Below are 23629 nucleotides of genomic sequence, written 5' to 3' on the forward strand. Positions count from 1 at the left end.
CGCCGGGGCGAGCGGGCATCCGGTACGACCGGGCGTCCAGGGCGACCGCGTGCCCGGGGCGATCGCGTGTCCGGGGCGATCGCGTGTCCGGGAGTCGCCGCGGGCGGCGCCCGACCGCTTGAGAGGATGGATGCCATGCGCGCGATGATCATGGACGCCCTGGCCGAGCCCCTCGCGGTGCGCGAGGTCCCCGCGCCGTCGGCGCCGGCCGGAGGCGTGGTGGTCGAGGTGCACGCGACGGGACTCTGCAAGAGCGACTGGCACGCGTGGGTCGGTCACGACGACGTCGCCCTCCCCCACGTGCCCGGTCACGAGCTGGCCGGCATCATCGTCGAGGTCGGCGAGGGTGTGCAGCGCTGGAGCGTGGGCGACCGCGTAACCGTGCCCTTCGTCATGGGCTGCGGCGCGTGCGAGTGGTGCCGGGGCGGAAACGCGCAGGTGTGCCCCGACCAGCAGCAGCCGGGCTTCACCCAGTGGGGCAGCTTCGCCGAGCGGGTGGTGCTGCGTGCGGCCGACACGAACGTCGTGCGCATCCCCGACGGCGTCTCGTTCGAGGCGGCGGCGGCCCTCGGATGCCGCTTCGCCACGGCCTACCGCGCCCTCACCGGCCGCGCCCGCGTGCAGGCCGGCGAGTGGGTCACGGTCGTCGGGGCCGGCGGGGTGGGCTTGAGCGCCGTGATGATCGGCGTCGCCCTCGGCGCGCGGGTGATCGTCGTCGATCGCACCCCCGCGGCTCTCGACGCGGCCCGCCGGCTCGGGGCGGAGCACACGCTCGTCGCCGGCGAGACCGACATCGCCGCGGCGGTGCACGAGATCACCGGCGGTGGAAGCCACGTGTCGGTCGACGCCGTCGGAAGCGCCCAGACCGCTCGCGACGCGGTGCTGAGCCTGCGCCGCCGCGGCCGGCACGTGCAGATCGGCCTGCTCCCCACCGACGACGGCCTGACCGCCATGCCGATGGCACGCGTGATCGCCTGGGAGCTCGACCTGCTCGGCAGCCACGGCATGGCCGCTGTCGACTACCCCGAGATGCTCTCGCTCATCGACAGCGGCGCCCTGCGCCCCCAGGAACTCATCGAGCGCGTGATCGGTCTCGGCGAGGCCGCGACCCTGCTTCCGGCGATGGATGCCGCCTCCCCGGCCGGCATGACGATGATCGACCCGCGGCGCGCCTGAGCGCAGCGCGCGGCGCAGCGCGCGGGTGGCGCGGCAGGCGAGCGCGGCGCGGCGGGCGAACGCGGCGGTGCGGGCGAGCGCGGCGCGGCGGGCGCGCGCGGGGCGGTGCGGCGCCCTGGCATCCATGTCCCACTTATGGCCGGTCAACGCCCCTCACACCCACCACAAGTGGGACACAAACCACCAGAAGTGGGACAAGGCTGCCCAGCTGCACCGGTGCACGCTGATCAAACGCAATGGCGGCACCGCGCGAGACCCAGACCCTCGCATCCATGTCCCACTTATGGCCGGTCAACGCCCCTCACACCCACCACAAGTGGGACACACACCGCCAGAAGTGGGACAGGGCTGCCCAGTTGTACCGACGAGGCGCTGAGCGAACGCAATGGCGGCACCGCGCGAGACCCAGACCCTCGCATCCATGTCCCACTTATGGCCGGTCAACGCCCCTCACACCCACCAGAAGTGGGACACACACCGCCAGAAGTGGGACAAGGGTGGAGGGGCGTACCGCCGCGGCGCCGGTGCCGCGCAGCAGCGACTGAGCATCGACGAAGCAGCGAAGCGATGGACGGATGCCGCCTCGACAGCGCTCAGCAGCGACGCCCGCCCGAGCACGCCCAGCGAACGCGGCGACGCGGCGTGGTGGCCAGGCGCTGAAGTCTCAGGTGCGGGGCCAGGCGAAGGGGAAGGAGCCGGACGCCAGGCGCCACCGGCAAGGCCGGGGCCAGGCGCCGGGCCCAGAGCCAGGAGCCGGGCAAGGCGCTAGGCGCAGGGCCAGGCGCCGGGCGCAGAGCAAGGCGCCGGGCAAGGCGCCAGGCGCCAGGCGCGGGAAGGTCAGGCGCGAGGGTCAGGCGCGGGGAGCGGCGCCGTCGTCGCCGGAACGCGGGGGGACCGAACCCTCCGACCGCGGCGCGGCATCCGGCGCGGTGCCCCCGGTGCGCGGGGCCTCGGCGCGCGGGGCCTCGGGCTGTGCCGAGGCGGTGGGGGTGGCGTCCGGGGCGTCCTTGGGGAGGAGCAGCGGACGGTCCACCGTGGCCGTGACCTTCGAGGGGTCGACGGCGAGCAGCATGAGCGCGACGCTCACGAGCACGATGATGAACGTCGCCCCGGCCGCCACGAGGGCGACGATGAGGGCGCGCTGGATCTGGTCGGCGGGGCGCGTCTGGAAGAACCCCATCGACATGAGGGTCACGAAGCCGGCGAAGAGGGCGGCGACGAACGCCAGCCCGAGCAGCTGGACGGGCTTCATGAGGTCTTTGCGGGTGGTGGGCTTGTCGGTCATGACGCGGCCTCCTCGGAGGGTACGGCCGGAACGGGCTCGGTGCGGCGGGGCGAGAAGCCCGCGATCGCGAGGAACACGGCGATGACCGCCGCGTATCCGCCGAAGAGGCCCACGGCGATGGTGATCCCGGTGAGGGTGAACGACCCCGCGCCGGTGATGCTGTAGTCGAGCGCGTACTGCATCGGGGTGAGCAGGAGGACGACCCCGAGGACGATGCCCAGGATGCCGATGAGCACGCCGTCGCGCACGCCCGCGGTGCGGCCGGCCTTGCGGTCGCGGAGCGCTCCGACGAGCTCGATCACGCCCGAGACGACGGCCCACGTGATGACCAGCCCGAAGAACATGCCGGTGGTGCGCCACGGGCCGACGCTGGCGATCAATCCCGCCAGGAGCGACACGGCCGCCATCAGCGCCGGGACGGCGCGCTCACCACGGGAGAACACGATCCACGCCGACGCCGCCCACGCGAGGCCGGTCGCCAGCGCGAAGCCGCTGAAGACGATCAGACCGAGGACGGCGGAGTGGTCCGGCGAGAACGTGATCATCGCGGCCGCGAGGGCGGCGAAGAGGGCGCGCGCGAGCTGCAGATGGCGCAGATCGAAGGCGCGTTCAGCAGGAGGAGTGGTCACGGAGGGTTCCCGACGGGCGAATGACGTTGGTATCCAGTCTATTCCTCGGGGGCTGAGCGGCCTCCGTGTGCGCCGACGTCGAGATATCCCCCGCTCACCCCGCGTGCGACAGGGCGTCGTCCTTCTCGGCCAGCGACCGCGCGACGGCCTCGGCGACACGGGCGTCCTCGGCCTCCTGGCGGCGGCGGCGACGCGCGCGCAGCCACCGCGGTCCGAAGACGGCCGCGAGCACGGCGAGCACCAGCACGGCGAGCAGCGGCCACGGCACGGCCGCGCCCACCGCGGACGCCTCGACGGGGTCGAGGGCGGTGATCGAGCCCGACGCGTCGGTGACCGTCGGGGTCGCCGTGACCGACGCCCACAGCAGGCCCATCGCCGCCACGCCGGACACGCGCACGTCGCGCGGCCACGTCTCCCCGGGCAGCAGCACCGGGGATGCGGCATCCGGTGCCGCCTCGGCGCGGCCCAGACCGAAGGGTCCCGCGACGGCGTCGGTGTCGTCGGCGGTGAGCGAGACGTTGCCGGTGTTGTGGAGGCCGTAGTGCACCGTGGCATCGCCGAACAGGAAGGGGACGACGCCGCCGTCCCAGTCCACCCGCACGTCGTCGACCGAGAGGGCGGGCACGAGGTCACCGCCCACCCGGATGCCGGCCCGGATGCCGAGACGTCGATCGACGTTGACGTTCGCGGACTGGTCGGCGACGGTGAGCGAGGTCACGACGCCGCCGGCGTAGTCGCCGGGTGTCGCGTCGGCCGGCACGTCGACGGTGAACGGGACCTCGACGGTCTGCCCGGCGGGCACCGAGACGTGCCGCTGCGGCACGGCGATCCACTTGCCCACGCCGGTGGGCTGCTCCGCGGCGAGCCGCAGATCCACCGCGCCCGTCGAGGTGGTGTAGCCGTCGGCGGCGTAGACGTCGAGTTCGATCGCCTCGGTGCCGCGGTTCGCCACGACGAGCCCGTCGTCGAGGTGAGCGCCGGGGTTGAGGGCGTAGGAGAAGTTCGTGCGGTCGGCGCCCAGCGCGTTCGAGGCGGTGCGCACGGTCCAGCTGACGTCGTCGGTCGCGGCCGCGGCGGGGGACGCGCCCAGGAGCGCAGCCGCGGTCACCAGCGGCGCGAGGGTCAGGGCGACGAGACGGGGGGAGAGGTTCATGGGGGTCCTTCGGGAGAGGCCGGCGGGGAGGGGTGCTCCCCGCCGGCCCGGATCGCTGGTCAGCCGGCCAGCGCGGTGAGGGTCAGGGTCGCGCGGTAGCTTCCCTTGTCGATGGTGTTGGGGATCTTCAGGTCGAGGTCGGCGCCCACGACGCCGGCGCCGCGGTCGTGGCCCATCGGCGCGGAGCTGAGCGACTGCGAGGTCGACAGACCGGCGCCTCCGTCGTAGCCCGAGCCGACGGCCGCGCCCGCGACCGCACCGGCACCCGGGGTGACGACCTTCGGCGTCCATCCGAGGTACTTGCCCTCGAACGTCTTGTCGCCGTCGACGAAGTCGCCCACGGATGCCGAGACCGACCAGGCGGCCTTGCTCGCGCGGGTGTCGGTCACGGAGATCGGGTTGATCTGACCGGTGGCCTCGAAGTACTGCAGGTTCTTCTCCTCGGCGGTGCCGAGGTCGACCAGTCCGTTGTGCCCGTTGATCGTCCAGCCGAACTCGCCGGGGGCGCCCGAGGGCACGTCGACCTGGATGTCCTGGCCGTCACCGTGGTTGGGGTGGATGGTCACCTCGTCCTGGATCGACCCGACGGCCTCGGCCGGCTTCGCACCGTTGTCGGGACCGCACCACACGACGCGGTTGAGCTCCACGGCGGCGTTCGGGGCCGAGCAGTCGCCGGAGCGGATGTTCTGCACGACGAGCTGGTCCTTCTTCACCTGGACCTTGACGTACGTGCGGACGTGCTCCTGGTTCTGCACGGAGTTGTACCAGTAGTTCGCCGGGTTCAGCGGGTCGGCGCCGTTCCCGGCTCCGCTCGTGCCGCTGTTGTCGGGAGCGGTGATGTCGTAGTACTTGGATCCGGATGCCGAGTTGGCGGTGACGTACACGACGCCACCGGGGCCCTCGAACACCTCGTCCTGACCGGGCTTCTCGTCGGGGTTGGCCTTGGCGCCGTTCTTGATCTCGTACGAGCGCGAGTAGCTGTGGTCGTGGCCCTGGAGCACGAGGTCGACGCCGAGCTTCGAGAAGGTCGTCGGGAAGTCCACGCGGCGCACCTTGTTGTCGGCGTCTTTGGCGTGATCGGCCGGCGAGTAGATCGCGTGGTGGTACACGAGCACGGTGTACTTCGCCTCGGCGCCGTGCTTGTTCACGACGTCGGTGACGTAGGCCACGTGCGCGTCGTCACCGCCGCCGCCCTGAGAGGTGGCGTAGCTGTTGCTGTTGAGGTCGATGAACAGCGTGTCCTTGTAGATGAACCAGTAGTCGCCGCCGGACTCGGTGCCGATGCTGGAGTCGCCCTTGCGGTAGTAGGCACCCGTGCGGTCGGTGTTGGGCGTGTAGAGGTGCTGCTCGTAGGCCTTGCCGCCCACGTCGTGGTTTCCGATCGTCGCGACCCACGGGATCTGACGCAGGGCGTCGGGGGCGAGGAACGCGCTCCACTGGTCCTCTTTGTTGGCGGAGTCGACCTGGTCGCCACCCGAGACGAGCAGCTCGGCCTTCGGGGTGGTGTTCACGGCGACGTTCATCGTGTCCTGCCACCCGGCCTGGTCCTTCGCGACGTCGCCCGACGAACCGATCTGCGGGTCGCCGAAGAACAGGAAGTCGTAGTCGCCGTCGAACGACTGCGTCGAGAACGCGGAGGTCTGCGACCAGTTGCCGTCCGAGCCGACGCGGTACGAGTAGGCGGTGTTCTCGGCGAGACCCGTGATCGTCGCGTGGCGGTTGTAGCCGCCGCTGCTGGCGATGTTGGCCGTGCCGGATGCCGAGAAGGTGGTGGCCGACGCGGGGAACTCGCCGTTCACCAGTGCCGAGGTCGGGGCGACCTGCACCGACTGCGTGGTGTCGGCCGAGGAGTACCAGGTGACGATGCGCTGGGCTTCGTCGGCGCCGACACCGAGGATGACGCCGGAGAGCGTCGCCGAGGTGTCGGCCAAGGCGGCCGGTGCGGTCGCTGCGCCCGAGAGCACGAGCGAGACGCCGAGCGCGGCCGTTGCGATCCACGCGGCACGGCGGCGCGTGCGCGTCCCGTGCGACGTCGATGCGGAAAGGAGCATGATGATCCGTTTCTCTCTGTGGGGACCCGCGATCGGGCGGGTCCTCCCACGCTCCGCCCGGTCGGTGACGAGTGAGTGAATGGCGGACGCAGCACGGGCATCGAGTCGCGCAACGCCCATCACTCGACGCCGAGGACGCGTTGGACGAACCACACGAGCCCGGCCGCGGTGACGATCACCGCGAGCAGCGCGCTCGCCCACGTTCCGATACGGGGGAACCTCCGCCGCAGCAGCACGAGCAGCGGGAAGGCGATGATGATGAGTCCGATCTGCACGGCCTCGATGCCGACGTTGAACACCAGCAGCGACCACAGCAGCGTCCACGACCACGGCTCGTCGATCCCGAGCGCCGAGGCGAAGCCGAGCCCGTGCACGAGCCCGAACAGGAACACCACCCCCACGCGCAGCCACCCCGCGCGATCGAGGCGCAGGAAGCCGTGGGCGTGCGACAGGTCCTGGTCGACCTTGCCCCCGCGCCAGAGACGCCAGAGGTACCAGGCGCCGACGACGGCGATCGACAGGGCGATGGTCGGCTCGACGATCTCGGGCGGGGCGGCCACCACGCCCGTGGCGGCCAGGATGAAGGTGACCGAGTGGGCCACGGTGAAGGTGGTCGCGGCGATGACCACCTCGCGCAGGCGTCGCGAGCCGACGATGAGCGCGAGCAGGAACAGGATGTGGTCGATCCCGGTGAGCAGGTGCTCGGCGCCGAGGCGGAAGAACTCCCAGAAGCGCTCGAGCGGCGACTGCGCCGTCGTGAACGACGGGTGCTCGGCATCCAGCACCGTGCTGCCCTCGTGCAGGTCGATCGCGTAGGTGAGGATCGTCTTGGTGTCGGTGACGTAGCCCTCATCGTCGGGGAAGAGCGACGAGACGACCTCATGACCGTTCTCCGACGGCGGGCACGCGTAGTCGAGATCGAGCACGGCGTAGGGCACGCCCTCCTGCTGCGTCATCGTGATGTCGTCGGCCGGCGTCGGGGTGCACGACCCCGCCCCGGAGATACGGAACCTCTCGGCCACGTACGCCGACACGTCGTCGCGATGCGCCCGGAGGGCGGCGGCCTGTTCGTCGGCGTCTCGGACCTCGAAGGCCTCCGTCCCGTCGCGGAAGAGCGCATCGTCCTTCGCCGCGTCGGCCGCGGAGACGACGAGGAGGTCGTACTCGAGCTGCAGCTGCGCGTGCACGACGCCCGGTCCCCCGCTGGAGAGGTCGGCGTAGACCACCGACCGGATGCCATGGGCCGACGCGGGAGCGGCGACGGCGAGGAGGGCGACGGCGGCCACTGCGACGAACAGGGAGCGGAACAGGGGGCGAAGCGCGCGGCGAGACAGGTGTGACATGGGGTCCTTTCCGTCGCTCAGGGTGGTCCGCCGTCGTGAACGGTCGGACGCGACGGGGCGAACGGAAACGGAACGTGCGCCCGGTGTTCGCCCGCGGGTCACCCGCGTCGCGCAGGGTGACACCGTGAAGCGAAGGACGACGGTCGCGGCGGCGCTCGTGACGCTGGCGATGCTGACCGGCTGCAGCTCGGAGCCCGGGTGGAACGAGATGCGGGCGCACCCCGCCCCGATCGGCACCCCCGCGGAGGGGTTCTCGCCCCCCACGCCTCCCGCGCCGGAGTCCACGCACACCCCCGCACCCGGTTCGTGGGACGGAGTGCACGCGCCGGAGGGCTACCGCGTAGTGCTGCTGACCGTGGGCGACGACGCGCCCACCGGCGTGCTCGTCGATGCGGTGCAGGAGTGGGCGGGCGAGACCCGGGCCGACCTGGAGGTCGTGCACGCCGACGACGACATGATCGACGGGGCCGTGGCCGCCATGCGGATGAATCCCGACCTCATCATCAGCGCGGGCGACGCCCTGGTCGACCCCCTGGCCACCGTGACCGCGAACCACCTCGACCGGCAGTTCCTCATCGTCGGCGCGGAACTCGCCGAGCCCACCGAGAACGTCACGGCGGTCGATTGGACGGGCGCCGCCTACCGCGGCGAGGGCCTGGGCGCGGCGGCGGCGTACGATCCGGCGTCGTTCACCCCGGCGCGGGCGGCCGCGGCGGTGCGCGCCGGGGTGGCGTCGGTGCTCACCGGCCAGCGCGGCATCGTGCTCTGGATGCAGTGACGGCGCGCCCGCGCCAAGGGCACGCAGGGGGTGAGCCGGCGCGGAACGGGGTCGCGAGGGGGCGTCGACCCGCGCGACGGCGAGACCGCCGCCCTCAGCGGGTGCGGCGACGAGCGCGGGAGATCACGATGCCGGCGGCGAGCGCCCCGGAGCCGAGAGCGGCGACGGCCGCGAGACCCGCGGCATCCCATCCGGTCGCGGGGAGCGACCCGTCGGGCGTCGCTGCGGGCGTCGCGGCCGGCGTCGCGGCGGGCGTCGCTGCGGTCGAGGGAGTTACGGGAGACGGCGAGACCGGCGCGGCGGTCGACCCGCCGGGCGGCGACGGGTGGACGCCGTCGGGGACCTCGACGTCGGGGACCTCGACGACGATGACCTGGGAGTCCGACGGCAGCCCTTTCCAGGGGGCGGGGTCGGGGGTGGGAGCGCCGGCGGCCGCGAGGGCCAGCGCGATCGCGAACGTCACGGCCATGATGGGGTCCTTTCCGTCCGTCACCGTAGCGTCGCGACATGGCCGCCGCGGGCTTCCCGACCGACCGGCCGGGGACCGCCGAGCGAAGAGGGAGTCGAGCGGGAAAGTGGTCAGACCACAACCGGTCCCTTAGCGGATCAGTAAGAACGCGTCTTCTTTCGTTCATAACGGTCGCGAAGATCGACGAACTCGCCCCTAGCGTCGTCGCATGGCCCCACCTTTCGACCCGACGGTCGCGCCCGCCGCCGCGTCCGCGCCGTTGCCGGCTTCACCCGCCGCCGCGGCCGTACCGCTCCCGGCTTCACGCGCCGCCGCGTTCGCGCCGTTCCCGGCTTCACCCGCCGACCGCGCGGCGACCGACCTCGGCGTCGAGATGCGCGCGGTGTTCTTCGTGTCGGACAGCACGGGCATCACCGCCGAGACGCTCGGCAGCGCCCTGCTCGCGAACTTCCCGGGCGCCCGCTTCGAGAGGCACACCATCCCGTTCCTCGGCAGCGTCACCTCCGTCGACGCGGTCGTCGCGCGCCTCCGGCGGTCCGCGACCGACGGCGATGCGCCGATCGTCTTCGCGACGGTGAAGGATGCCGGCATCCGGGGTCGTCTCGCCGACGCGGGCGCGGTGGTCATCGACCTGCTGGCCGGGCACCTCACCGAGCTCGAGGCGGAGCTCGGCGCGACCGCCGAGACCCGCGCGGGGCAGTATCACGGCCTGGGCGACCTCGAGCAGTACTTCCGCCGCATGCGCGCGGTGGAGTTCGCGATCGAGCACGACGACGGTCAGAGCGGGCGCGATCTCGCCAGTGCCGACGTGATCATCGTCGCTCCCTCTCGATGCGGCAAGACGCCCACCACGATGTACCTCGCCCTGCACTACGGGCTGCTGGTGGCGAACTACCCGCTCACCGACGACGACTTCCCCACCGACGGCCTGCCGCGCATCGTCGCGCCGCACGCCGACCGCTGCTTCGGACTGACCACGACCGCCCTGCGCCTCAGCCAGGTGCGGCACGAGCGCAGGCCGCAGTCGACCTACGCCAGCCTCGCCCAGTGCACCCTCGAGATCCGCCGGGCCGAAGACCTCTACCGCCGCACCCGCATCCCGTTCCTCAGCTCCGCGACCCGGAGCGTCGAGGAGATGTCCGCCGTGATCCTGCAGTCCATGAACCTGCGGGACCAACCCCGAGAAAGGCCCACCCCATGACCAACATCCTGCGCTTCGACGAGATCGGCATGGGCGACCTCGCCCGCGTCGGCGGCAAGAACGCCTCGCTCGGCGAGATGGTGTCGCACCTGGCATCCGCCGGCATCCGCGTCCCTCCGGGATTCGCGACGACCTCCGACGCGTTCGGGCGGTTCCTCGCGCACGACGGCCTCGACGCGCGCATCCGCGACGCGGTCGAAGGCATCGACGTCGACGACGTCGCGGCCCTCAGCCAGCTCGGGGGCCGCGTGCGCGCGTGGATCGAGGAGCAGCCGTTCCCCCACGACCTCGACGCCGACATCCGCACCGCGTACGCAGCCCTCGTCGCGGGCGAGCAGGATCCGGATGCCGTGACCTGGGCGGTGCGCTCCAGCGCGACCGCGGAGGATCTCCCCGACGCCTCGTTCGCGGGGCAGCAGGAGACGTTCCTCAACATCGGCGGGATCGGCAACATCCTGCAGGCGATCCGTCGGGTGTTCGCCTCGCTCTACAACGACCGCGCGATCGCGTACCGCGCGCACCACGGCTTCGACCACCACGAGGTCGCGCTCTCGGCCGGGGTGCAGCGCATGGTGCGCTCCGACGTCGGGGCCTCGGGAGTGATGTTCACCCTCGACACCGAGTCGGGCTTCGACGACGCGGTCTTCGTCACCAGCTCGTACGGGCTCGGCGAAGCGGTCGTGCAGGGTGCGGTCAACCCCGACGAGTTCTACGTCTACAAGCCTGGCCTCGCCGCCGGCCGTCCCGCGATCCTCAAGCGCAGCGTGGGCGAGAAGGCCATCGCGATGCGGTACGCCGACGGGCAGCACGTCGACGGCAGCACGGCCTTCGTCGAAGTGGATGCCGACGACCGCACGCGCTTCTCGATCACCGACGCGGAGGTCGAGGAGCTCGGCCGCATCGCGCTCGTCATCGAGGGCCACTACGGCCGCCCGATGGACATCGAGTGGGGCAAGGACGGCGTCGACGGACAGCTGTACGTGCTCCAGGCGCGACCGGAGACCGTGGTGTCGCGGCGGTCGGCGAACGTCCTGAGCCGTTTCGTCCTGGCCGAGCGCAGCGCGGTGCTCGTCGAGGGCCGCGCGATCGGTCAGCGCATCGGCGCGGGGCGCGTGCGCGTGCTCCGCTCGATCGACCAGATGGCCGACTTCGCGCACGGCGACGTGCTCGTGGCCGACATGACCGATCCCGACTGGGAGCCGATCATGAAGCGCGCCTCGGCGATCGTCACCGACCGCGGCGGACGCACCTGCCACGCGGCGATCATCGCGCGCGAGCTCGGCATCCCGGCGGTCGTCGGCACCGGCGTCGCCACGCACGCGCTGACCGACGGCCAGGAGGTCACCGTCTCGTGCGCCGAGGGCGACGACGGCCTCGTGTACGACGGCATCCTGAGCTTCGCCGAGGAGCAGACCGAACTCGACCGGATGCCGGCCGCCCCCGTGAAGATGATGATGAACGTCGGCACGCCCGACCAGGCCTTCGCGTTCTCGCGGCTGCCGCACGCGGGCGTGGGGCTGGCTCGCCTGGAGTTCATCATCAACCGGCAGATCGGCATCCACCCGCGGGCGCTGCTCGAGCTCGACCGCCTCGACGGGGCGCTGGCCGACGACATCCGCGCGCGCATCGCGGCCTACCCCTCGCCCGAGGAGTACTTCATCCAGCGGGTCGCCGAGGGCGTCTCGATGATCGCGGCGGCGTTCGCGCCGGAGCCCGTGATCGTGCGCCTGTCGGACTTCAAGTCCAACGAGTACGCGAACCTCATCGGCGGCACGCTGTACGAGCCCGACGAGGAGAACCCGATGCTCGGGTACCGCGGGGCGGCGCGCTACGTCTCGCCGGAGTTCCGCGCGTGCTTCGACATGGAGTGCGAAGCGCTGCGGCGCGTCCGCGACGAGATGGGGCTCACGAACGTGCAGATCATGGTGCCGTTCGTGCGCACGGTCGGCGAGGCGAAGGCCGTCGTCGACCTGCTCGCGCAGAACGGCCTGCGCCGCGGCGAGAACGGACTCAAGGTCGTCATGATGTGCGAGCTGCCGGCCAACGCGATCCTCGCGGAGCGCTTCCTCGAGCACTTCGACGGCTTCTCGATCGGCTCGAACGACATGACTCAGCTGACCCTGGGCCTCGACCGCGACTCCGCGCTCATGGCATCCGCCTTCGACGAGCGCGATCCCGCGGTGCTGCACCTGCTCGGCATGGCGATCGACGCGTGCCGGCGACAGGGCAAGTACGTCGGCATCTGCGGACAGGGACCGAGCGACCACCCCGACTTCGCGCAGTGGCTCGTGGCTCGTGGCATCCAGTCGCTGTCGCTGAACCCCGACACGGTCGTGGAGACCTGGCTCGCCCTCGCGGCGGACGAGCGGCCCAAGGCCGAGATCCTGGCGCGGGCGCACCTGTCGGGGTTGTGACGGCGGCGGGCCGGGGCGCGTGGGGGCGTCCCGGCCCGTGTCGGCCCCGCCGGGTCGCGCGCCGAGGGCGGCGGCTACTCGGCGAAGAGCACCGCTGACGCGCGGCGGATGTGCGCCTCGGTCGCGTCGGCCGCGCGGTCGACGTCGCCCGCCGTGATGGCCTCGAAGATCGCGTGATGCTCCTTCTGCAGGAGCTCGGACTGGTCGCCCCATTCCGCTTTGCGCTCGATGGCGTGCAGGAGCGGAAGGCGCACGGCCTCGCGGATCGCGCCGGTGAGGGCGGCGGAGAGGCTGCTCCCCGACGCGTCGGCGATGGCGAGGTGGAAACGCGTGTCGGCCTCGTTGAAGGCGTGACGATCGCCGAGCGCCGCATCGCCCGCGGCCAAGGCCTCCGCGACGCGGGCGCGCGCGGCGCCGTCGAGGCCGCGCGCCGCCGACGACGCGCTCGCGCGCTCGAGCACGATGCGGGCTTCGGTGACGTCTTCGATCGTGAAGTTCGACAGGGCGACGTGCAGACGCAGGAAGCGGCTGAGGGCCTCACGCGGCAGAGCCGCGACGAACGTCCCGGCGGCCGCACCGGCGCCGGGCTGCGACCGGAGCACCCCCTGGCTCTCGAGCACGCGAACCGCTTCGCGCACGCCCGCGCGGCTCACCTCGAGGCTCGACGCGAGCTCGCGCTCGGGCGGGAGGGCGTCGCCGACCTGGAGGGCGCCCGAGAGGATGCGGTCCTCGATGACCTCGATCACCAGCTCATGCGCTCGAGCGCGTTTGACGGGGAGCCACAGGCCGCCGTCGGTCTCGTCAGACGAGGAGAGGGGTGCCATGAGTCGACCGCCTTTGGAAGAGAGTGTTGACAGCGTATCGGTCCGGCCGTTACCGTGCGTTAGCGGTCTGACCTCTCAATGGTCGGCGCTTCGCAACAACGACGTTCGAAGGAAGGCCTGATGTACACCCCCGAACTCGCGCCGATCGGCGCCAGCATCGTTATCTCGGCGCTCGTGGCGAGCCTGCCGTTCCTCACCGTGTTCCTCGCCCTCGGCGTCCTGCGCTGGAAGGCGCACTGGGCCGGTCTCTCCGGACTCGGGGTCGCGCTCCTCGTCGCCGTGTTCGGCTACCGCATGCCGGTCGATCTCGCCGCCCTGTCGGCGACCCAGGGCTTCGTCTTCGGCCTGTTCCCGATCATGTGGATCGTGCTGAACGCGATCTGGCTGTACGAGCTCACCGTGCGCAGCGGCCGCTTCGAGGATCTGCGCCTGGTCATCAACGCGCTCAGCGACGACCCCCGCATCCAGGCGATCATCATCGCGTTCGGCTTCGGCGGTCTGCTCGAGGCCCTCGCCGGCTTCGGCGCCCCGGTCGCCATCACGGGGGTCATGCTGATGGCGGTCGGCTTCACGCCGATGCGCGCCGCCGTCATCGTGCTGCTCGCGAACACCGCCCCCGTCGCCTTCGGCGCCGTCGGCACGCCCATCGTCACCGCGGGCAGCCTCACCGGCATCGACTACCACGAGATCGGCGCCTACGTCGGGCACCAGACGCCCCTGGTCGCCCTGTTCGTGCCCTTCATCCTGGTCCTGCTGGCCGACGGCTGGCGCGGACTGAAGGAGACCTGGCCCGCCGCCCTCACCTTCGGCGTGGTGTTCTCGATCGCGCAGTGGGTCAGCGCCACCTGGATCTCGGTCGAGCTGACCGACATCGTGGCATCCCTCGCCGGAATCGCCGCCGCGGTCGTCCTGCTGCGCTTCTGGCAGCCCCGTGGCACCGCCGCCGCCCGTGAGCGTCTGCTGAAGGAGCGCGCGGTCAGTCTCGTCGGAGCCGGCACGGTCGCTTCGGGTGGAGGCGCCGGTTCGGCGGATGCCGACGTCTCGGCCGCTCGCCCGCACCTGACCCCGCGGACGGTGTTCTTCGCCCTGTTCCCCTACCTGCTCGTCATCGTGGTGTTCTCGTTGGCGAAGCTGTGGCCGCCGCTGAAGACCTTCCTGGCGGGCACCGACGTGAAGATCCCGTGGCCGGGCCTCGACGGCAACATCCTCACCGCGAGCGGCAAGGCGGCCGGGTCGACCGTCTACACGCTCGGTTGGCTCTCGTCGGCCGGAAGCCTGCTCGTCATCTGCGGCATCGTCGTCGCTCTGGTGTACCGGCTCCCGTTGCGCGAAGCCGCGCGCACCTGGGGACAGACCCTGTTCAAGCTGCGTTTCTCGCTGCTCACGGTGGGGTCGGTCCTGGCCCTCGCCTATGTGATGAACATGTCGGGCATGACCCTCACCATCGGGGCGTGGATCGCCGGGACGGGCGCGCTGTTCGCCTTCCTCTCGCCCATCCTGGGCTGGTTCGGCACGGCTGTCACCGGCTCCGACACCAGCGCGAACGCCCTGTTCGCGACCCTCCAGCAGAGTGCGGCCGTGCAAGCCGGTATCGACCCGACCCTGCTCGTGGCCGCGAACACCTCGGGCGGGGTCATCGGCAAGATGATCAGCCCCCAGAACCTCGCGATCGCCGCCACCGCGGTGGGTCTGGTCGGTCAGGAGGCGACGATCCTCCGCAAGGTCATCTGGTGGAGCCTCGGCATGCTCGTCGTGATGTGCCTGCTCGTGGGACTGCAGTCGTCGGTCCTGTCCTGGATGCTCCCGTAACCCTCTCCCCCCTGAAAGGCACGCCATGTCCGCTGTGACACGTCAGTTCCCCAACCCCGTCGAACTGCTCGAGCTCATGCAGTTCAAGCGGCCCGACTTCAACGGCCGTCGCCGGCGCCTGAACGCCGCCCTGACGATCGCCGACCTGCGCGACATCGCCAAGCGCCGCACCCCGGCCGCCGCCTTCGACTACACCGACGGCGCTGCGGACAGCGAAGAGGGCCTCGCCCGCGCCCGGCAGGCGTTCGCCGACGTCGAGTTCCGCCCGTCGATCCTGCGCGACGTCTCGCACGTCGACACGTCGTGCGAGATCTTCGGCGGCCCGTCGGCCCTGCCCTTCGGCATCGCGCCCACGGGCTTCACGCGCCTGATGCAGACCGAGGGCGAGATCGCCGGAGCCGGTGCCGCGGGGGCGGCCGGCATCCCGTTCACGCTCTCGACCCTGGGTACGAGCTCGATCGAATCGGTGCAGCAGGCCAATCCGAACGGGCGCAACTGGTTCCAGCTGTACGTGATGAAGCAGCGCGAGATCTCCTACGCGCTCGTCGAGCGCGCGGCCGCCGCGGGCTTCGACACGCTGTTCTTCACCGTCGACACCCCGGTCGCCGGTGCTCGCCTGCGCGACAAGCGCAACGGCTTCTCGATTCCGCCGCAGCTCAGCGTGTCGACGATCGTCGACGCCCTGCCGCGTCCGTGGTGGTGGTGGGACTTCCTCACCACGCCCAAGCTCGAGTTCGCCTCGCTCAGCGCCACCGGCGGCACGGTGGGCGAACTGCTGAACGCCGCGATGGACCCGTCGATCTCGTTCGACGACCTCGCCGAGATCCGCGCCCTGTGGCCCGGCAAGCTCGTCATCAAGGGCGTGCAGAACGTCGAGGACTCCCGGCGACTGGCCGACCTCGGCGTCGACGGCATCGTCCTGTCCAACCACGGTGGGCGCCAGCTCGACCGTGCACCCGTGCCGTTCCACCTGCTGCCCGAGGTCGTCCGCGAGGTCGGCGCCGACACCGAGATCGCGATCGACACCGGGATCATGAACGGCGCCGACATCGTGGCATCCCTCGCCCTCGGCGCGAAGTTCACGCTCATCGGGCGGGCGTATCTCTACGGCCTCATGGCCGGCGGGCGCCAGGGCGTCGACCGGGCGATCGAGATCCTCGCCGACCAGGTCGTGCGCACGATGCAGCTGCTGCAGGTGACCTCGCTCGCCGAGCTGACCCCCGACCACGTCACGCAGCTGGAGCGTCTGGTCCCCCGGCCGCGAGCGGCGACCGCCGCCGCGCAACGGGCCTGACACCGGCGCCGGCCGGGTGCGATCGAGGGGGGGCGCCCGGCCGGCCGGATCCCCCTCGGATCGGTCCCGAGGGGGACGCGGATACATCCGGTGGCGGACGACCTCGAAGGGCATTCCGGCTGGGATGGAGGCATGACTTCTTCTGCTGTGCTCACCGCCCACGGGCTCGTCAAGAGCTACGGAGACCTGCGCGCCCTCGACGACGTCTCGCTGACCATCCGCGCCGGCGAGTCGGTCGCCGTGATGGGGCCCTCGGGATCGGGCAAGACCACGCTGCTGCACTGCCTCGCGGCGGTCATCGCCCCCGATGCCGGCTCGATCGTGCTGTCGGCCCCCGGCGCCGCTCCGCGGGAGCTGGTCGGGCTCTCGGAGAGCGAGCGCGCCCGCGCGCGCCGCGAGGCCCTGGGCTTCGTGTTCCAGCAGCACCTGCTGCTGCCCGAGCTGACGGCCGTCGAGAACGCGGCACTGCCCCTACTGCTGACGGGGGCGAAACGACAGGATGCCGAGCGGCACGCGGCCGTGTGGCTGGCGGCGCTCGGATTGGCCGGGCTCGAGGAGCGTCGGATCGGTCAGCTGTCGGGCGGGCAGGCGCAGCGCGTGGCGATCGCGCGCGCCCAGGTGACCGGCGCCCCGGTGGTCTTCGCCGACGAGCCGACCGGGGCTCTCGACTCGGCGACCTCGGCCGAGGTGCTCGACGCCCTGCTGCACGCCACGACGGGCCAGGGGCGCACGCTCGTCGTGGTCACCCACGACGCCGATGTCGCCCGCCGGTGCTCGCGCACGGTGCGGGTGAGCGACGGCCGCGTGGTGAGCGACACCGGTGCGGCCGCCTCGACCGGGGGTGCGCGATGAGTGTCGTCCTCCCCCTGGCGCGGCAGTTGAGCCGACCCGCGCGGCAGGGGCGTGCCGCTGTCGTGCTGCCGATCGTCGCGTTCGCCGTCACCACCGCGCTGCTGCTCGTGGTCGCCGGCGGGGCGCGGATGTTCCTCGTCGACCCGCGCACGGCCGACGGCGGCGGCCTGTACGGCATCCTCGCGGTGCTCGCACTGCTGCTGCTCGCCGTCCCGCTCGTCACGCTCGGCGCCGCCGCCGCGCGCCTCACGAGTCGACGACGCAACGACCGGCTCGCGACCCTGCGGCTGCTGGGCGCGAGCACGCGCGAACTGTGGGCGCTCACCGTGCTCGAGGCGACGGCCGTGGCCGCCGTCGGCGCCGTCGGGGGAGTCGCGATCTACGCGGCGCTCCTGCCGCTCGTGGGGCTTCTGCCGTTCTTCGGCGCGACCGTCGGCGTCGCCGCCGTCGCGATCGACCCGCTGCTCGGACTCGGCGTGCTCGCCGGCGTCGTCGTGATCGGTGCGGCGAGCGCGGCCGCGAGCCTGCGGCGGGTCGCCGTCACCCCGCTCGGGGTGCGCACCCGCAGTGCCGCTCCCCCGTCGCGCACCGCCGCGCTCGTGATCGGAGGGGTGCTGATCGTGGTCGTCGTGCTGGTAGTGTCGAACTTCTCCGTCGTCGCGCAGCTGCTCGGCCCGGCAGTGGGGATCGCCCTGCTGCTCGGCGTGTTCGCGGGCGCGCTCGCCCTGCTCAACCTCATCGGGGCGCCGATCGTCGCCGCGCGGGGCCGGTCTCTGGCGCGCCGCGCGCGCACGGCATCCGAGCTCATCGCGGGACGCGAGCTCGCCGCGCACGCGGGCCCCGCCTGGCGGCGCGTGTCGGGCATGGCGATCGTCGCCTTCATCGCGGTGGTGGCCGGGTGCGGACTGTCGATCGTCGACGCGGCCGGCGACGCGGGTCCGACGTTCCTGATGCGCGACATCCGCACGGGCGTCCTCGTGACGCTCGGTATCGCGTTCCTCCTGCTCGCCTGCGCCGTGGGGGTGACGCAGGCGGCGTCGGTGCTCGAGGATCGCGAGCTTCTCATCGGACTCGACCGTCTCGGCATCCCGGATGCCGAACTGCGGCGCGCACGTCGACTCACGGTCATGGTGCCGTTGCGGTGGGCGGCGGGAGGCGGTGCCGCGCTGGGGGCGGTGATGGCGTTCCCGATCGTGGGGATCAGCCTCGTCGTCGCGCCCCTGTCGGTGCTCACCATCGTCGCGACCTTCGTCGGCGGCTTCGCCCTGGTGCGGGCGGCGCTGGCGTCGACTCGGCCGATCGTCGACGGCATCCGCCGCGAGACGATCTGAGCCCGTGGACCCCCGCCCGCCGCGAACGCGAGCGGGGCCGCGGACCGGGAGGGTTATTGGGGGCTCCTCCCGGCCCGCGGATCTCATCAGACGCCGACGCCCTTGCGGCGTTCGGCGCGAGTCGCCGGTGCCTCGACCTGCTCGGACGCCTCTGCGGCATCGGCATCCGTCACCTTCGGCTTGCGGGGCCACCAGAACCGGTCTCCGGCGATGAACGCCATGGCCGGCACGATGACCGTGCGCACGAGCAGCGTGTCGATCAGCACGCCGATGCAGACGATGATGCCGATCTGCGTGAGCGTGATGAGCGGCAGCACGCCCAGCACCGCGAACACCGCGGCGAGCAGGATGCCGGCACTCGTGATCACCGCGCCGGTCGCGGCGAGCGCGCGGATCATGCCCTGCGTGGTGCCGAGCGTGCGGCTCTCCTCCTGGGCGCGGGTGACGAGGAAGATGCTGTAATCCACGCCGAGCGCGACCAGGAACAGGAAGCTGAACAGCAGCACGTTCGTGTCGATCGCGGGGAAGCCGAACAGCGGCGTCTGGAACAGCCACCACGCGGCGCCCACCGCCGAGAAGAAGCTCGCGACGACGGCCAGCAGCAGCAGGATCGGCGCCAACAGGGCTCGCAGCAGGATCACCAGCACGAGGAAGACCAGCACGAGGATCAGCGGGATGATCAGCGACTGATCGCGCTCCTGGGCGCCCGCGACGTCGAGGGCCTGGGCGTCGAGTCCGCCGACGAGCGCGTCGCCGGAGCCGACGGTGTCGAGGTCGGCGCGCAGCCGCTCGATCGTCGCGAAGGCCTCGGGCGTCTCGGCCGCAGACGACAGCGTGACGTCAACGCGGGCCCAGTCGCCGTTCTCCTCGACCAGGCGGGCGGAGTCGACGCCCTCGATCCCGCTCGCGGCCGCGACGACCGCGTCGGCGTCGGCCACCGGGGCGACCACCGTCGACGGGGAGGTGGCGCCGGCCGAGAAGGCCTCTGCGAGCACCTCCTGCCCCGTCACGGCGTCGGGCTTCTGCAGGAAGCGATCGTTCTGCGACAGACCCGTCTGCACGAAGAACAGGCCGCTCGCGAGCGCTCCGAGCACGACCGCCCCGGTCAGCGCGACCACGACCGGACGACGCGAGACCCCGCGGCCGAGCTTGCCCCACGGGCTGCGCGAGATGGCATCGGGCGACCCGAAGCGCGGGATGTAGGGCCAGAACAGCCAGCGGCCGAACAGCACGAGAGCGGCCGGGAGCACGATCAGCGCGAACGCCATCGCCACGACGACGCCCACCGCGCAGGCGAGTCCGAGCGCACGGTTGCCCGACAGCTCGCCGAGCAGCAGGGTCGCCAGGGCCAGGGCCACGGTGGAACCGCTGGCGATGATCGCGGGACCGGCGCCGCGGACGGCGCGGCGCATGGCCTCGCGACGATCTTCGGCGAGGCGCAGTTCGTCGCGGTAGCGCGCGATGAGCAGCAGGGCGTAGTTGGTGCCCGCGCCGAACACGAGCACCGACAGGATGCCGGTGATCGACGCGTCGAGCTGCACTCCCACCGCAGCGGCCACGCGGCGCGCGACGATACCGGCCGAGGCATCGGCGGTGCCGATGACGATGAGCGGCACGAGCCAGAGCCACGGACTGCGATAGGTGATGAGCAGCAGCACGGCGACGACGATGACGGTGGTCAGCAGGAGGGTGAAGTCGGCGCCGTCGAAGACCGCGGCGATGTCGACCTCGAAGCCCTCGGGACCGGTGAGGTACGTGCGCACCCCGTCGAGGCCGTCGGCCGCGAGGGTGCGGATCTCCGCGGCGCGCTCGGCTTGGACTTCGACGTTCGCTTCGGGGGCGAGGGGCACGATCAGCAGCGCGACGGTTCCGTCTTCGGAGACCTGCGCCGGCGGGATGAACCCGTCGGGGGTGAGATCGACGAGATCGCCGAAGGACTTCTGCTGAATGGCGGCGACCGTCTCGGCGGACAGCGCCGCTCCGTCGTCGGAGGCGAAGACGACCAGCGCCGAGGTGGTGTCGGCGTCGGGGAAGGTGTCGAGCACCTTCTGCACCTGCACGGACTCGGCGCTGTCGGGCAGCCCGGTGGCCGGTGCCGTGTCGCTCGTCGCGCCCGAGCCGAGAGCGAACAGCGCCGCGACGCCCGCGAACGCCACGACGAGCACGATCCACGACGTGCGGGCCGAGGTGAGGAAACGGAGGAAGCCGGTCATGGGGAGCCTTCGCTAGATTTTGGAGTATCTCGATAATCGAGATACGAGAAAGGTAGCCCAATCACGCGTAGAGTGCCAGTCATGGAAGAGCCGAATCCTTCCTCCCCACCCCCCGTCGTCGGCGGCGTCGCCGTGCCGCCCACGCGGCGTCCGACCGCGCTCGTGCGCGACCTCTTCACCGCCGGATCGGTGTTCGAGAAGGCCCTGCAGCGCGAACTCGCCGTCAACCCGACGGGGCTGGATGCCATGGGCCACCTCGTCATGTCGGGTCCCCTGTCGCCGGGTGAGCTCTCGCGCCGCCTCGACCTCACGACCGCCGCCACGACCGCCGCGATCGACCGCCTCGTCGACCTCGGACACGTCACGCGCACCCCGCATCCCACCGACCGCCGCAGCGTGCTCGTGGTGCCCACCGACACGTCGATGGCCCGCGCGATGGGGCACCTCATGCCGATGATCGCGAGCGTCGACGCCGTGCTCGACGAGTTCAGCGACGAGGAGCAGGAGGTCATCACCCGCTACCTCGAGCGAGTGATCGCGTCGTACGGCATCCCCGACGACGGCGAGATCCGGTCGATGGCGGTCCCCCGCACGACGCACTGACCCGGGGCCGCGCGCCCCGCCCGGCGCCCGGCGCCTTGCGCACGGCGCTCCGCGCCCGCCGCTCCGTCGAGTGTCCAAGACATGCCGTTCGGGCGACGTCGCCGACGGCGTGTTCTGGACACTCAACGGGGATGTTGGTGCTTCGCGGGGGACAGAGGGCCGGGGCGCGGCTGCTACCGTGCGGGAGTGCTTCCGGATGCCACGACCCCCCGCCGAATCCACGTCTCGGCCGCCGTCATCACCGACGCCGACGGGCGCCTGCTCGTCGTGCGCAAAGCCGGGACCACGGCGTTCATGCAGCCCGGCGGCAAGCCCGAAGCGGGCGAGAACCCGGCCGAGACCCTCGCGCGCGAGCTCGCGGAGGAGATCGGCGTGCACGTCGACCCCGGCGCCCTGGAGCCCCTCGGAGAGTTCACCGCCTCCGCGGCCAACGAGCCCGGCTTCGAGGTGGTCGCCGACGTGTTCCGCGTCGACATCGGCGAGCAGCAGCCGACCCCGGATGCCGAGATCGCCGAGCTCCGCTGGGTCACCGCCGCGACGGCATCCGGTATCGAGATCGCCCCGCTCGCGCGGGAATACTTCCTGCCGGCCTGACGCGGCGGTCGCGCCGGCCCCTTCGACAAGCTCAGGGACCTCACGCCCCACTCGCCGACCTCACGCCGCGGGGATCAGGCGCCGACTCACCACGAGCTCTTGCGGTAGTCCTTCAGGAAGATGCCGAACAGGTCTTCGCCGGCCTCGCCGCGCACGATCGGGTCGTACACGCGCGCGGCTCCGTCGACGAGGTCGAGCGGGGCGTGGAAGCCCTCCTCGGCCAGGCGCACCTTGGTGAAGTGCGGGCGTTCGTCGGTGATCCAGCCGGTGTCGACGGCGGTCATGAGGATGCCGTCCGCCTCGAACATCTCGCGGGCGCTCGTGCGCGTGAGCATGTTCAGCGCCGCCTTGGCCATGTTGGTGTGCGGGTGGCCGGGTCCCTTGTATCCGCGACCGAACACGCCCTCCATCGCCGAGACGTTGACGATGTACTTGCGGTCGAACGTGGATGCCGCCATCGCGGGCCGCAGGCGACTGACGAGCAGGAACGGCGCGGTCATGTTCGCCAGCTGCACCTCGAGCATCTCGAGCGGCTCGACCTGGTCGACGTGCTGCGTCCAGCTGTTGATGCGGTCCTCGTCGGGGATGAGGCCGCCCGCGTCGATCGCCGTTCCTGTCATCAGTCGCTCGAGCGATGAGGATCCTGCCGCCATCGCCTCCGCGGTCAGCTCGTCGGCCGTGCGGGCGGCCGAGGCGAGGATCGGGTGCGCCGACACCGACTGCGCGAGCGCGAGCGGGTGCGCGTCATTGGTGTGGCCGAAGGTGACGAGCTCGGGCAACGGGCCGTCGGGCAGCGGTGCCAGTTCGGCATCCACCAGGGGTTTGTAGGCCCCAGGAGACCGCCGCACGGTCTGGGCGGCGTTGTTGATGAGGATGTCGAGGGGCCCATCGGATGCCACCGACTCGGCGAGACCGATCACCTGCGCCGGGTCGCGCAGGTCGATGCCCACGACCTTGAGGCGGTGCAGCCAGTCGGCGCTGTCGGGGAGCGACGAGAAACGGCGCACGGCGTCGCGGGGGAAGCGCGTGGTGATCGTGGTGTGCGCGCCGTCGCGCAGCAGTCGCAGGGCGATGTACATGCCGATCTTGGCGCGGCCGCCGGTGAGCAGGGCGCGTCGGCCGGTGAGGTCGGTGCGGGCGTCGCGCTTCTCGTGGCTCATCGACGCGCAGTCGGGGCAGAGCTGGTGATAGAACGCGTCGACGAGGGTGTAGTCCTGCTTGCAGATGTAGCAGGCGCGGGCCTTGATCAGCTCGCCCGCGAACGGCATGGCGGTACGCGCCTGCAGCGGGATGCCACGGGTCTCGTCGTCGATGCGGTCGGGAGCGCCGGTGGCGGTGGCGGCGACGACCGCGCGGTCGGCGTCGGCGATGCGCTGGCGCTTCTCCTTGCGCGACTGCCGCTTGACGTCCTTGTAGAGCTTGCCGGTCTGGCGGCGCAGGGCGATGTAGGCGGGGTCGTCGTGGTCGAGCGAGGAGGCGGCGTCGATGACGCGCAGCGCGATCTCGAGCTCGGACGGGTCGATGGTGGTCGACCGCGCGGCATCGCGGTCGGGGCTCAGCAGTGTTTCGGGCACGGGGCAGTGTACCGAGGCCTTGCTGGACGACCGGTG

At 71.8% G+C, this 23629-nt stretch carries 19 protein-coding genes; 10 read left to right on the top strand and 9 right to left on the bottom strand.

Features of this window, described 5'->3' with window-relative positions:
* Window positions 1-135 precede the first annotated feature (135 nt).
* Window positions 136-1176, top strand: coding sequence for a zinc-dependent alcohol dehydrogenase family protein (locus Q0818_RS15505; RefSeq protein WP_298876915.1), 1041 nt, complete (start codon window positions 136-138; stop codon window positions 1174-1176).
* A gap of 850 nt (window positions 1177-2026) precedes the next feature.
* Here Q0818_RS15505 and Q0818_RS15510 read toward each other — a convergent pair.
* The 5 genes from Q0818_RS15510 to Q0818_RS15530 all read right to left on the bottom strand — a co-directional run bounded on the left by Q0818_RS15510 (window position 2027) and on the right by Q0818_RS15530 (window position 7637).
* The gene (locus tag Q0818_RS15510; RefSeq protein WP_298876918.1) at window positions 2027-2461 is read right to left on the bottom strand and encodes an amino acid transporter; all 435 of its coding nucleotides are present in this window, start codon (window positions 2459-2461) and stop codon (window positions 2027-2029) included.
* Window positions 2458-3090, bottom strand: coding sequence for an acyl-CoA synthetase (locus Q0818_RS15515; RefSeq protein WP_298876921.1), 633 nt, complete (start codon window positions 3088-3090; stop codon window positions 2458-2460). Before Q0818_RS15515 ends, Q0818_RS15510 begins: the two co-directional genes overlap by 4 nt.
* A 94-nt stretch (window positions 3091-3184) precedes the next feature.
* Window positions 3185-4243, bottom strand: coding sequence for a DUF916 domain-containing protein (locus Q0818_RS15520; protein WP_298876924.1), 1059 nt, complete (start codon window positions 4241-4243; stop codon window positions 3185-3187).
* Between the two features lie 59 nt (window positions 4244-4302).
* Complete coding sequence (locus Q0818_RS15525) at window positions 4303-6294, bottom strand: metallophosphoesterase family protein (protein WP_298876928.1); 1992 nt, start codon at window positions 6292-6294, stop codon at window positions 4303-4305.
* A gap of 119 nt (window positions 6295-6413) precedes the next feature.
* Entirely contained in the window at window positions 6414-7637 is a 1224-nt protein-coding gene (locus tag Q0818_RS15530) for a HupE/UreJ family protein (RefSeq protein ID WP_298876931.1), read from the bottom strand.
* A gap of 124 nt (window positions 7638-7761) precedes the next feature.
* Here Q0818_RS15530 and Q0818_RS15535 point away from each other — a divergent pair, with 124 nt between their 5' ends.
* Window positions 7762-8415, top strand: coding sequence for a hypothetical protein (locus Q0818_RS15535; RefSeq protein ID WP_298876934.1), 654 nt, complete (start codon window positions 7762-7764; stop codon window positions 8413-8415).
* Window positions 8416-8509: 94 nt separating this feature from the next.
* Here the strand turns inward: Q0818_RS15535 and Q0818_RS15540 are convergent, their stop codons facing one another.
* Window positions 8510-8884 (bottom strand): hypothetical protein, encoded by a 375-nt coding sequence (locus Q0818_RS15540; RefSeq protein ID WP_298876937.1) that lies wholly within the window; start codon window positions 8882-8884, stop codon window positions 8510-8512.
* A 208-nt stretch (window positions 8885-9092) separates the two neighbouring features.
* On the opposite strand from Q0818_RS15540, the gene Q0818_RS15545 reads away from it, so the two are divergent.
* The gene (locus Q0818_RS15545) at window positions 9093-10085 is read left to right on the top strand and encodes a pyruvate, water dikinase regulatory protein (RefSeq protein ID WP_366943184.1); all 993 of its coding nucleotides are present in this window, start codon (window positions 9093-9095) and stop codon (window positions 10083-10085) included.
* Window positions 10082-12499 (top strand): phosphoenolpyruvate synthase, encoded by a 2418-nt coding sequence (ppsA, locus tag Q0818_RS15550; protein ID WP_298876940.1) that lies wholly within the window; start codon window positions 10082-10084, stop codon window positions 12497-12499. Before Q0818_RS15545 ends, ppsA begins: the two co-directional genes overlap by 4 nt.
* A gap of 74 nt (window positions 12500-12573) precedes the next feature.
* On the opposite strand, the gene Q0818_RS15555 is transcribed toward ppsA, so the two are convergent.
* The gene (locus tag Q0818_RS15555; protein ID WP_298876943.1) at window positions 12574-13323 is read right to left on the bottom strand and encodes an FCD domain-containing protein; all 750 of its coding nucleotides are present in this window, start codon (window positions 13321-13323) and stop codon (window positions 12574-12576) included.
* Between the two features lie 120 nt (window positions 13324-13443).
* Between Q0818_RS15555 and Q0818_RS15560 the strand changes: the two genes are divergently transcribed.
* The 4 genes from Q0818_RS15560 (at window position 13444) to Q0818_RS15575 (ending at window position 18609) form a co-directional block, all read left to right on the top strand.
* Window positions 13444-15132, top strand: a complete 1689-nt coding sequence (locus Q0818_RS15560; protein WP_298876946.1) for an L-lactate permease — start codon at window positions 13444-13446, stop codon at window positions 15130-15132.
* Between the two features lie 25 nt (window positions 15133-15157).
* Window positions 15158-16426 (top strand): alpha-hydroxy acid oxidase, encoded by a 1269-nt coding sequence (locus tag Q0818_RS15565; protein ID WP_298876949.1) that lies wholly within the window; start codon window positions 15158-15160, stop codon window positions 16424-16426.
* Window positions 16427-16558: 132 nt separating this feature from the next.
* Complete coding sequence (locus Q0818_RS15570) at window positions 16559-17278, top strand: ABC transporter ATP-binding protein (protein ID WP_298876952.1); 720 nt, start codon at window positions 16559-16561, stop codon at window positions 17276-17278.
* The gene (locus Q0818_RS15575; protein ID WP_298876955.1) at window positions 17275-18609 is read left to right on the top strand and encodes an FtsX-like permease family protein; all 1335 of its coding nucleotides are present in this window, start codon (window positions 17275-17277) and stop codon (window positions 18607-18609) included. Before Q0818_RS15570 ends, Q0818_RS15575 begins: the two co-directional genes overlap by 4 nt.
* Before the next feature lie 86 nt (window positions 18610-18695).
* On the opposite strand, the gene Q0818_RS15580 is transcribed toward Q0818_RS15575, so the two are convergent.
* A complete protein-coding gene (locus Q0818_RS15580) occupies window positions 18696-20822 on the bottom strand; it encodes an MMPL family transporter (RefSeq protein ID WP_298876958.1) in 2127 nt (708 codons plus the stop codon).
* An 81-nt stretch (window positions 20823-20903) separates the two neighbouring features.
* On the opposite strand from Q0818_RS15580, the gene Q0818_RS15585 reads away from it, so the two are divergent.
* Together Q0818_RS15585 and Q0818_RS15590 are read left to right on the top strand one after the other, a co-directional pair.
* Complete coding sequence (locus Q0818_RS15585) at window positions 20904-21425, top strand: MarR family transcriptional regulator (protein ID WP_298876961.1); 522 nt, start codon at window positions 20904-20906, stop codon at window positions 21423-21425.
* A 186-nt stretch (window positions 21426-21611) separates the two neighbouring features.
* The gene (locus Q0818_RS15590) at window positions 21612-22019 is read left to right on the top strand and encodes an NUDIX domain-containing protein (RefSeq protein ID WP_298876964.1); all 408 of its coding nucleotides are present in this window, start codon (window positions 21612-21614) and stop codon (window positions 22017-22019) included.
* Between the two features lie 86 nt (window positions 22020-22105).
* Here the strand turns inward: Q0818_RS15590 and Q0818_RS15595 are convergent, their stop codons facing one another.
* Window positions 22106-23593, bottom strand: coding sequence for an SDR family oxidoreductase (locus Q0818_RS15595; RefSeq protein ID WP_298876967.1), 1488 nt, complete (start codon window positions 23591-23593; stop codon window positions 22106-22108).
* Window positions 23594-23629 lie beyond the last annotated feature (36 nt).

It is taken from the genome of uncultured Microbacterium sp., assembly GCF_947489255.1.
GTDB lineage: Bacteria > Actinomycetota > Actinomycetes > Actinomycetales > Microbacteriaceae > Microbacterium > Microbacterium phycohabitans.

Excerpts from the sequence above, each read along its gene's own strand:
- Q0818_RS15505 (WP_298876915.1), top strand. The coding sequence starts at position 136 with ATGCGCGCGATGATCATGGACGCCCTGGCCGAGCCCCTCGCGGTGCGC.
- Q0818_RS15510 (WP_298876918.1), bottom strand. The coding sequence starts at position 2,461 with ATGACCGACAAGCCCACCACCCGCAAAGACCTCATGAAGCCCGTCCAG.
- Q0818_RS15520 (WP_298876924.1), bottom strand. The coding sequence starts at position 4,243 with ATGAACCTCTCCCCCCGTCTCGTCGCCCTGACCCTCGCGCCGCTGGTG.
- Q0818_RS15525 (WP_298876928.1), bottom strand. The coding sequence starts at position 6,294 with ATGCTCCTTTCCGCATCGACGTCGCACGGGACGCGCACGCGCCGCCGT.
- Q0818_RS15530 (WP_298876931.1), bottom strand. The coding sequence starts at position 7,637 with ATGTCACACCTGTCTCGCCGCGCGCTTCGCCCCCTGTTCCGCTCCCTG.
- Q0818_RS15540 (WP_298876937.1), bottom strand. The coding sequence starts at position 8,884 with ATGGCCGTGACGTTCGCGATCGCGCTGGCCCTCGCGGCCGCCGGCGCT.
- Q0818_RS15545 (WP_366943184.1), top strand. The coding sequence starts at position 9,093 with ATGGCCCCACCTTTCGACCCGACGGTCGCGCCCGCCGCCGCGTCCGCG.
- ppsA (WP_298876940.1), top strand. The coding sequence starts at position 10,082 with ATGACCAACATCCTGCGCTTCGACGAGATCGGCATGGGCGACCTCGCC.
- Q0818_RS15555 (WP_298876943.1), bottom strand. The coding sequence starts at position 13,323 with ATGGCACCCCTCTCCTCGTCTGACGAGACCGACGGCGGCCTGTGGCTC.
- Q0818_RS15560 (WP_298876946.1), top strand. The coding sequence starts at position 13,444 with ATGTACACCCCCGAACTCGCGCCGATCGGCGCCAGCATCGTTATCTCG.
- Q0818_RS15565 (WP_298876949.1), top strand. The coding sequence starts at position 15,158 with ATGTCCGCTGTGACACGTCAGTTCCCCAACCCCGTCGAACTGCTCGAG.
- Q0818_RS15570 (WP_298876952.1), top strand. The coding sequence starts at position 16,559 with ATGACTTCTTCTGCTGTGCTCACCGCCCACGGGCTCGTCAAGAGCTAC.
- Q0818_RS15575 (WP_298876955.1), top strand. The coding sequence starts at position 17,275 with ATGAGTGTCGTCCTCCCCCTGGCGCGGCAGTTGAGCCGACCCGCGCGG.
- Q0818_RS15580 (WP_298876958.1), bottom strand. The coding sequence starts at position 20,822 with ATGACCGGCTTCCTCCGTTTCCTCACCTCGGCCCGCACGTCGTGGATC.
- Q0818_RS15585 (WP_298876961.1), top strand. The coding sequence starts at position 20,904 with ATGGAAGAGCCGAATCCTTCCTCCCCACCCCCCGTCGTCGGCGGCGTC.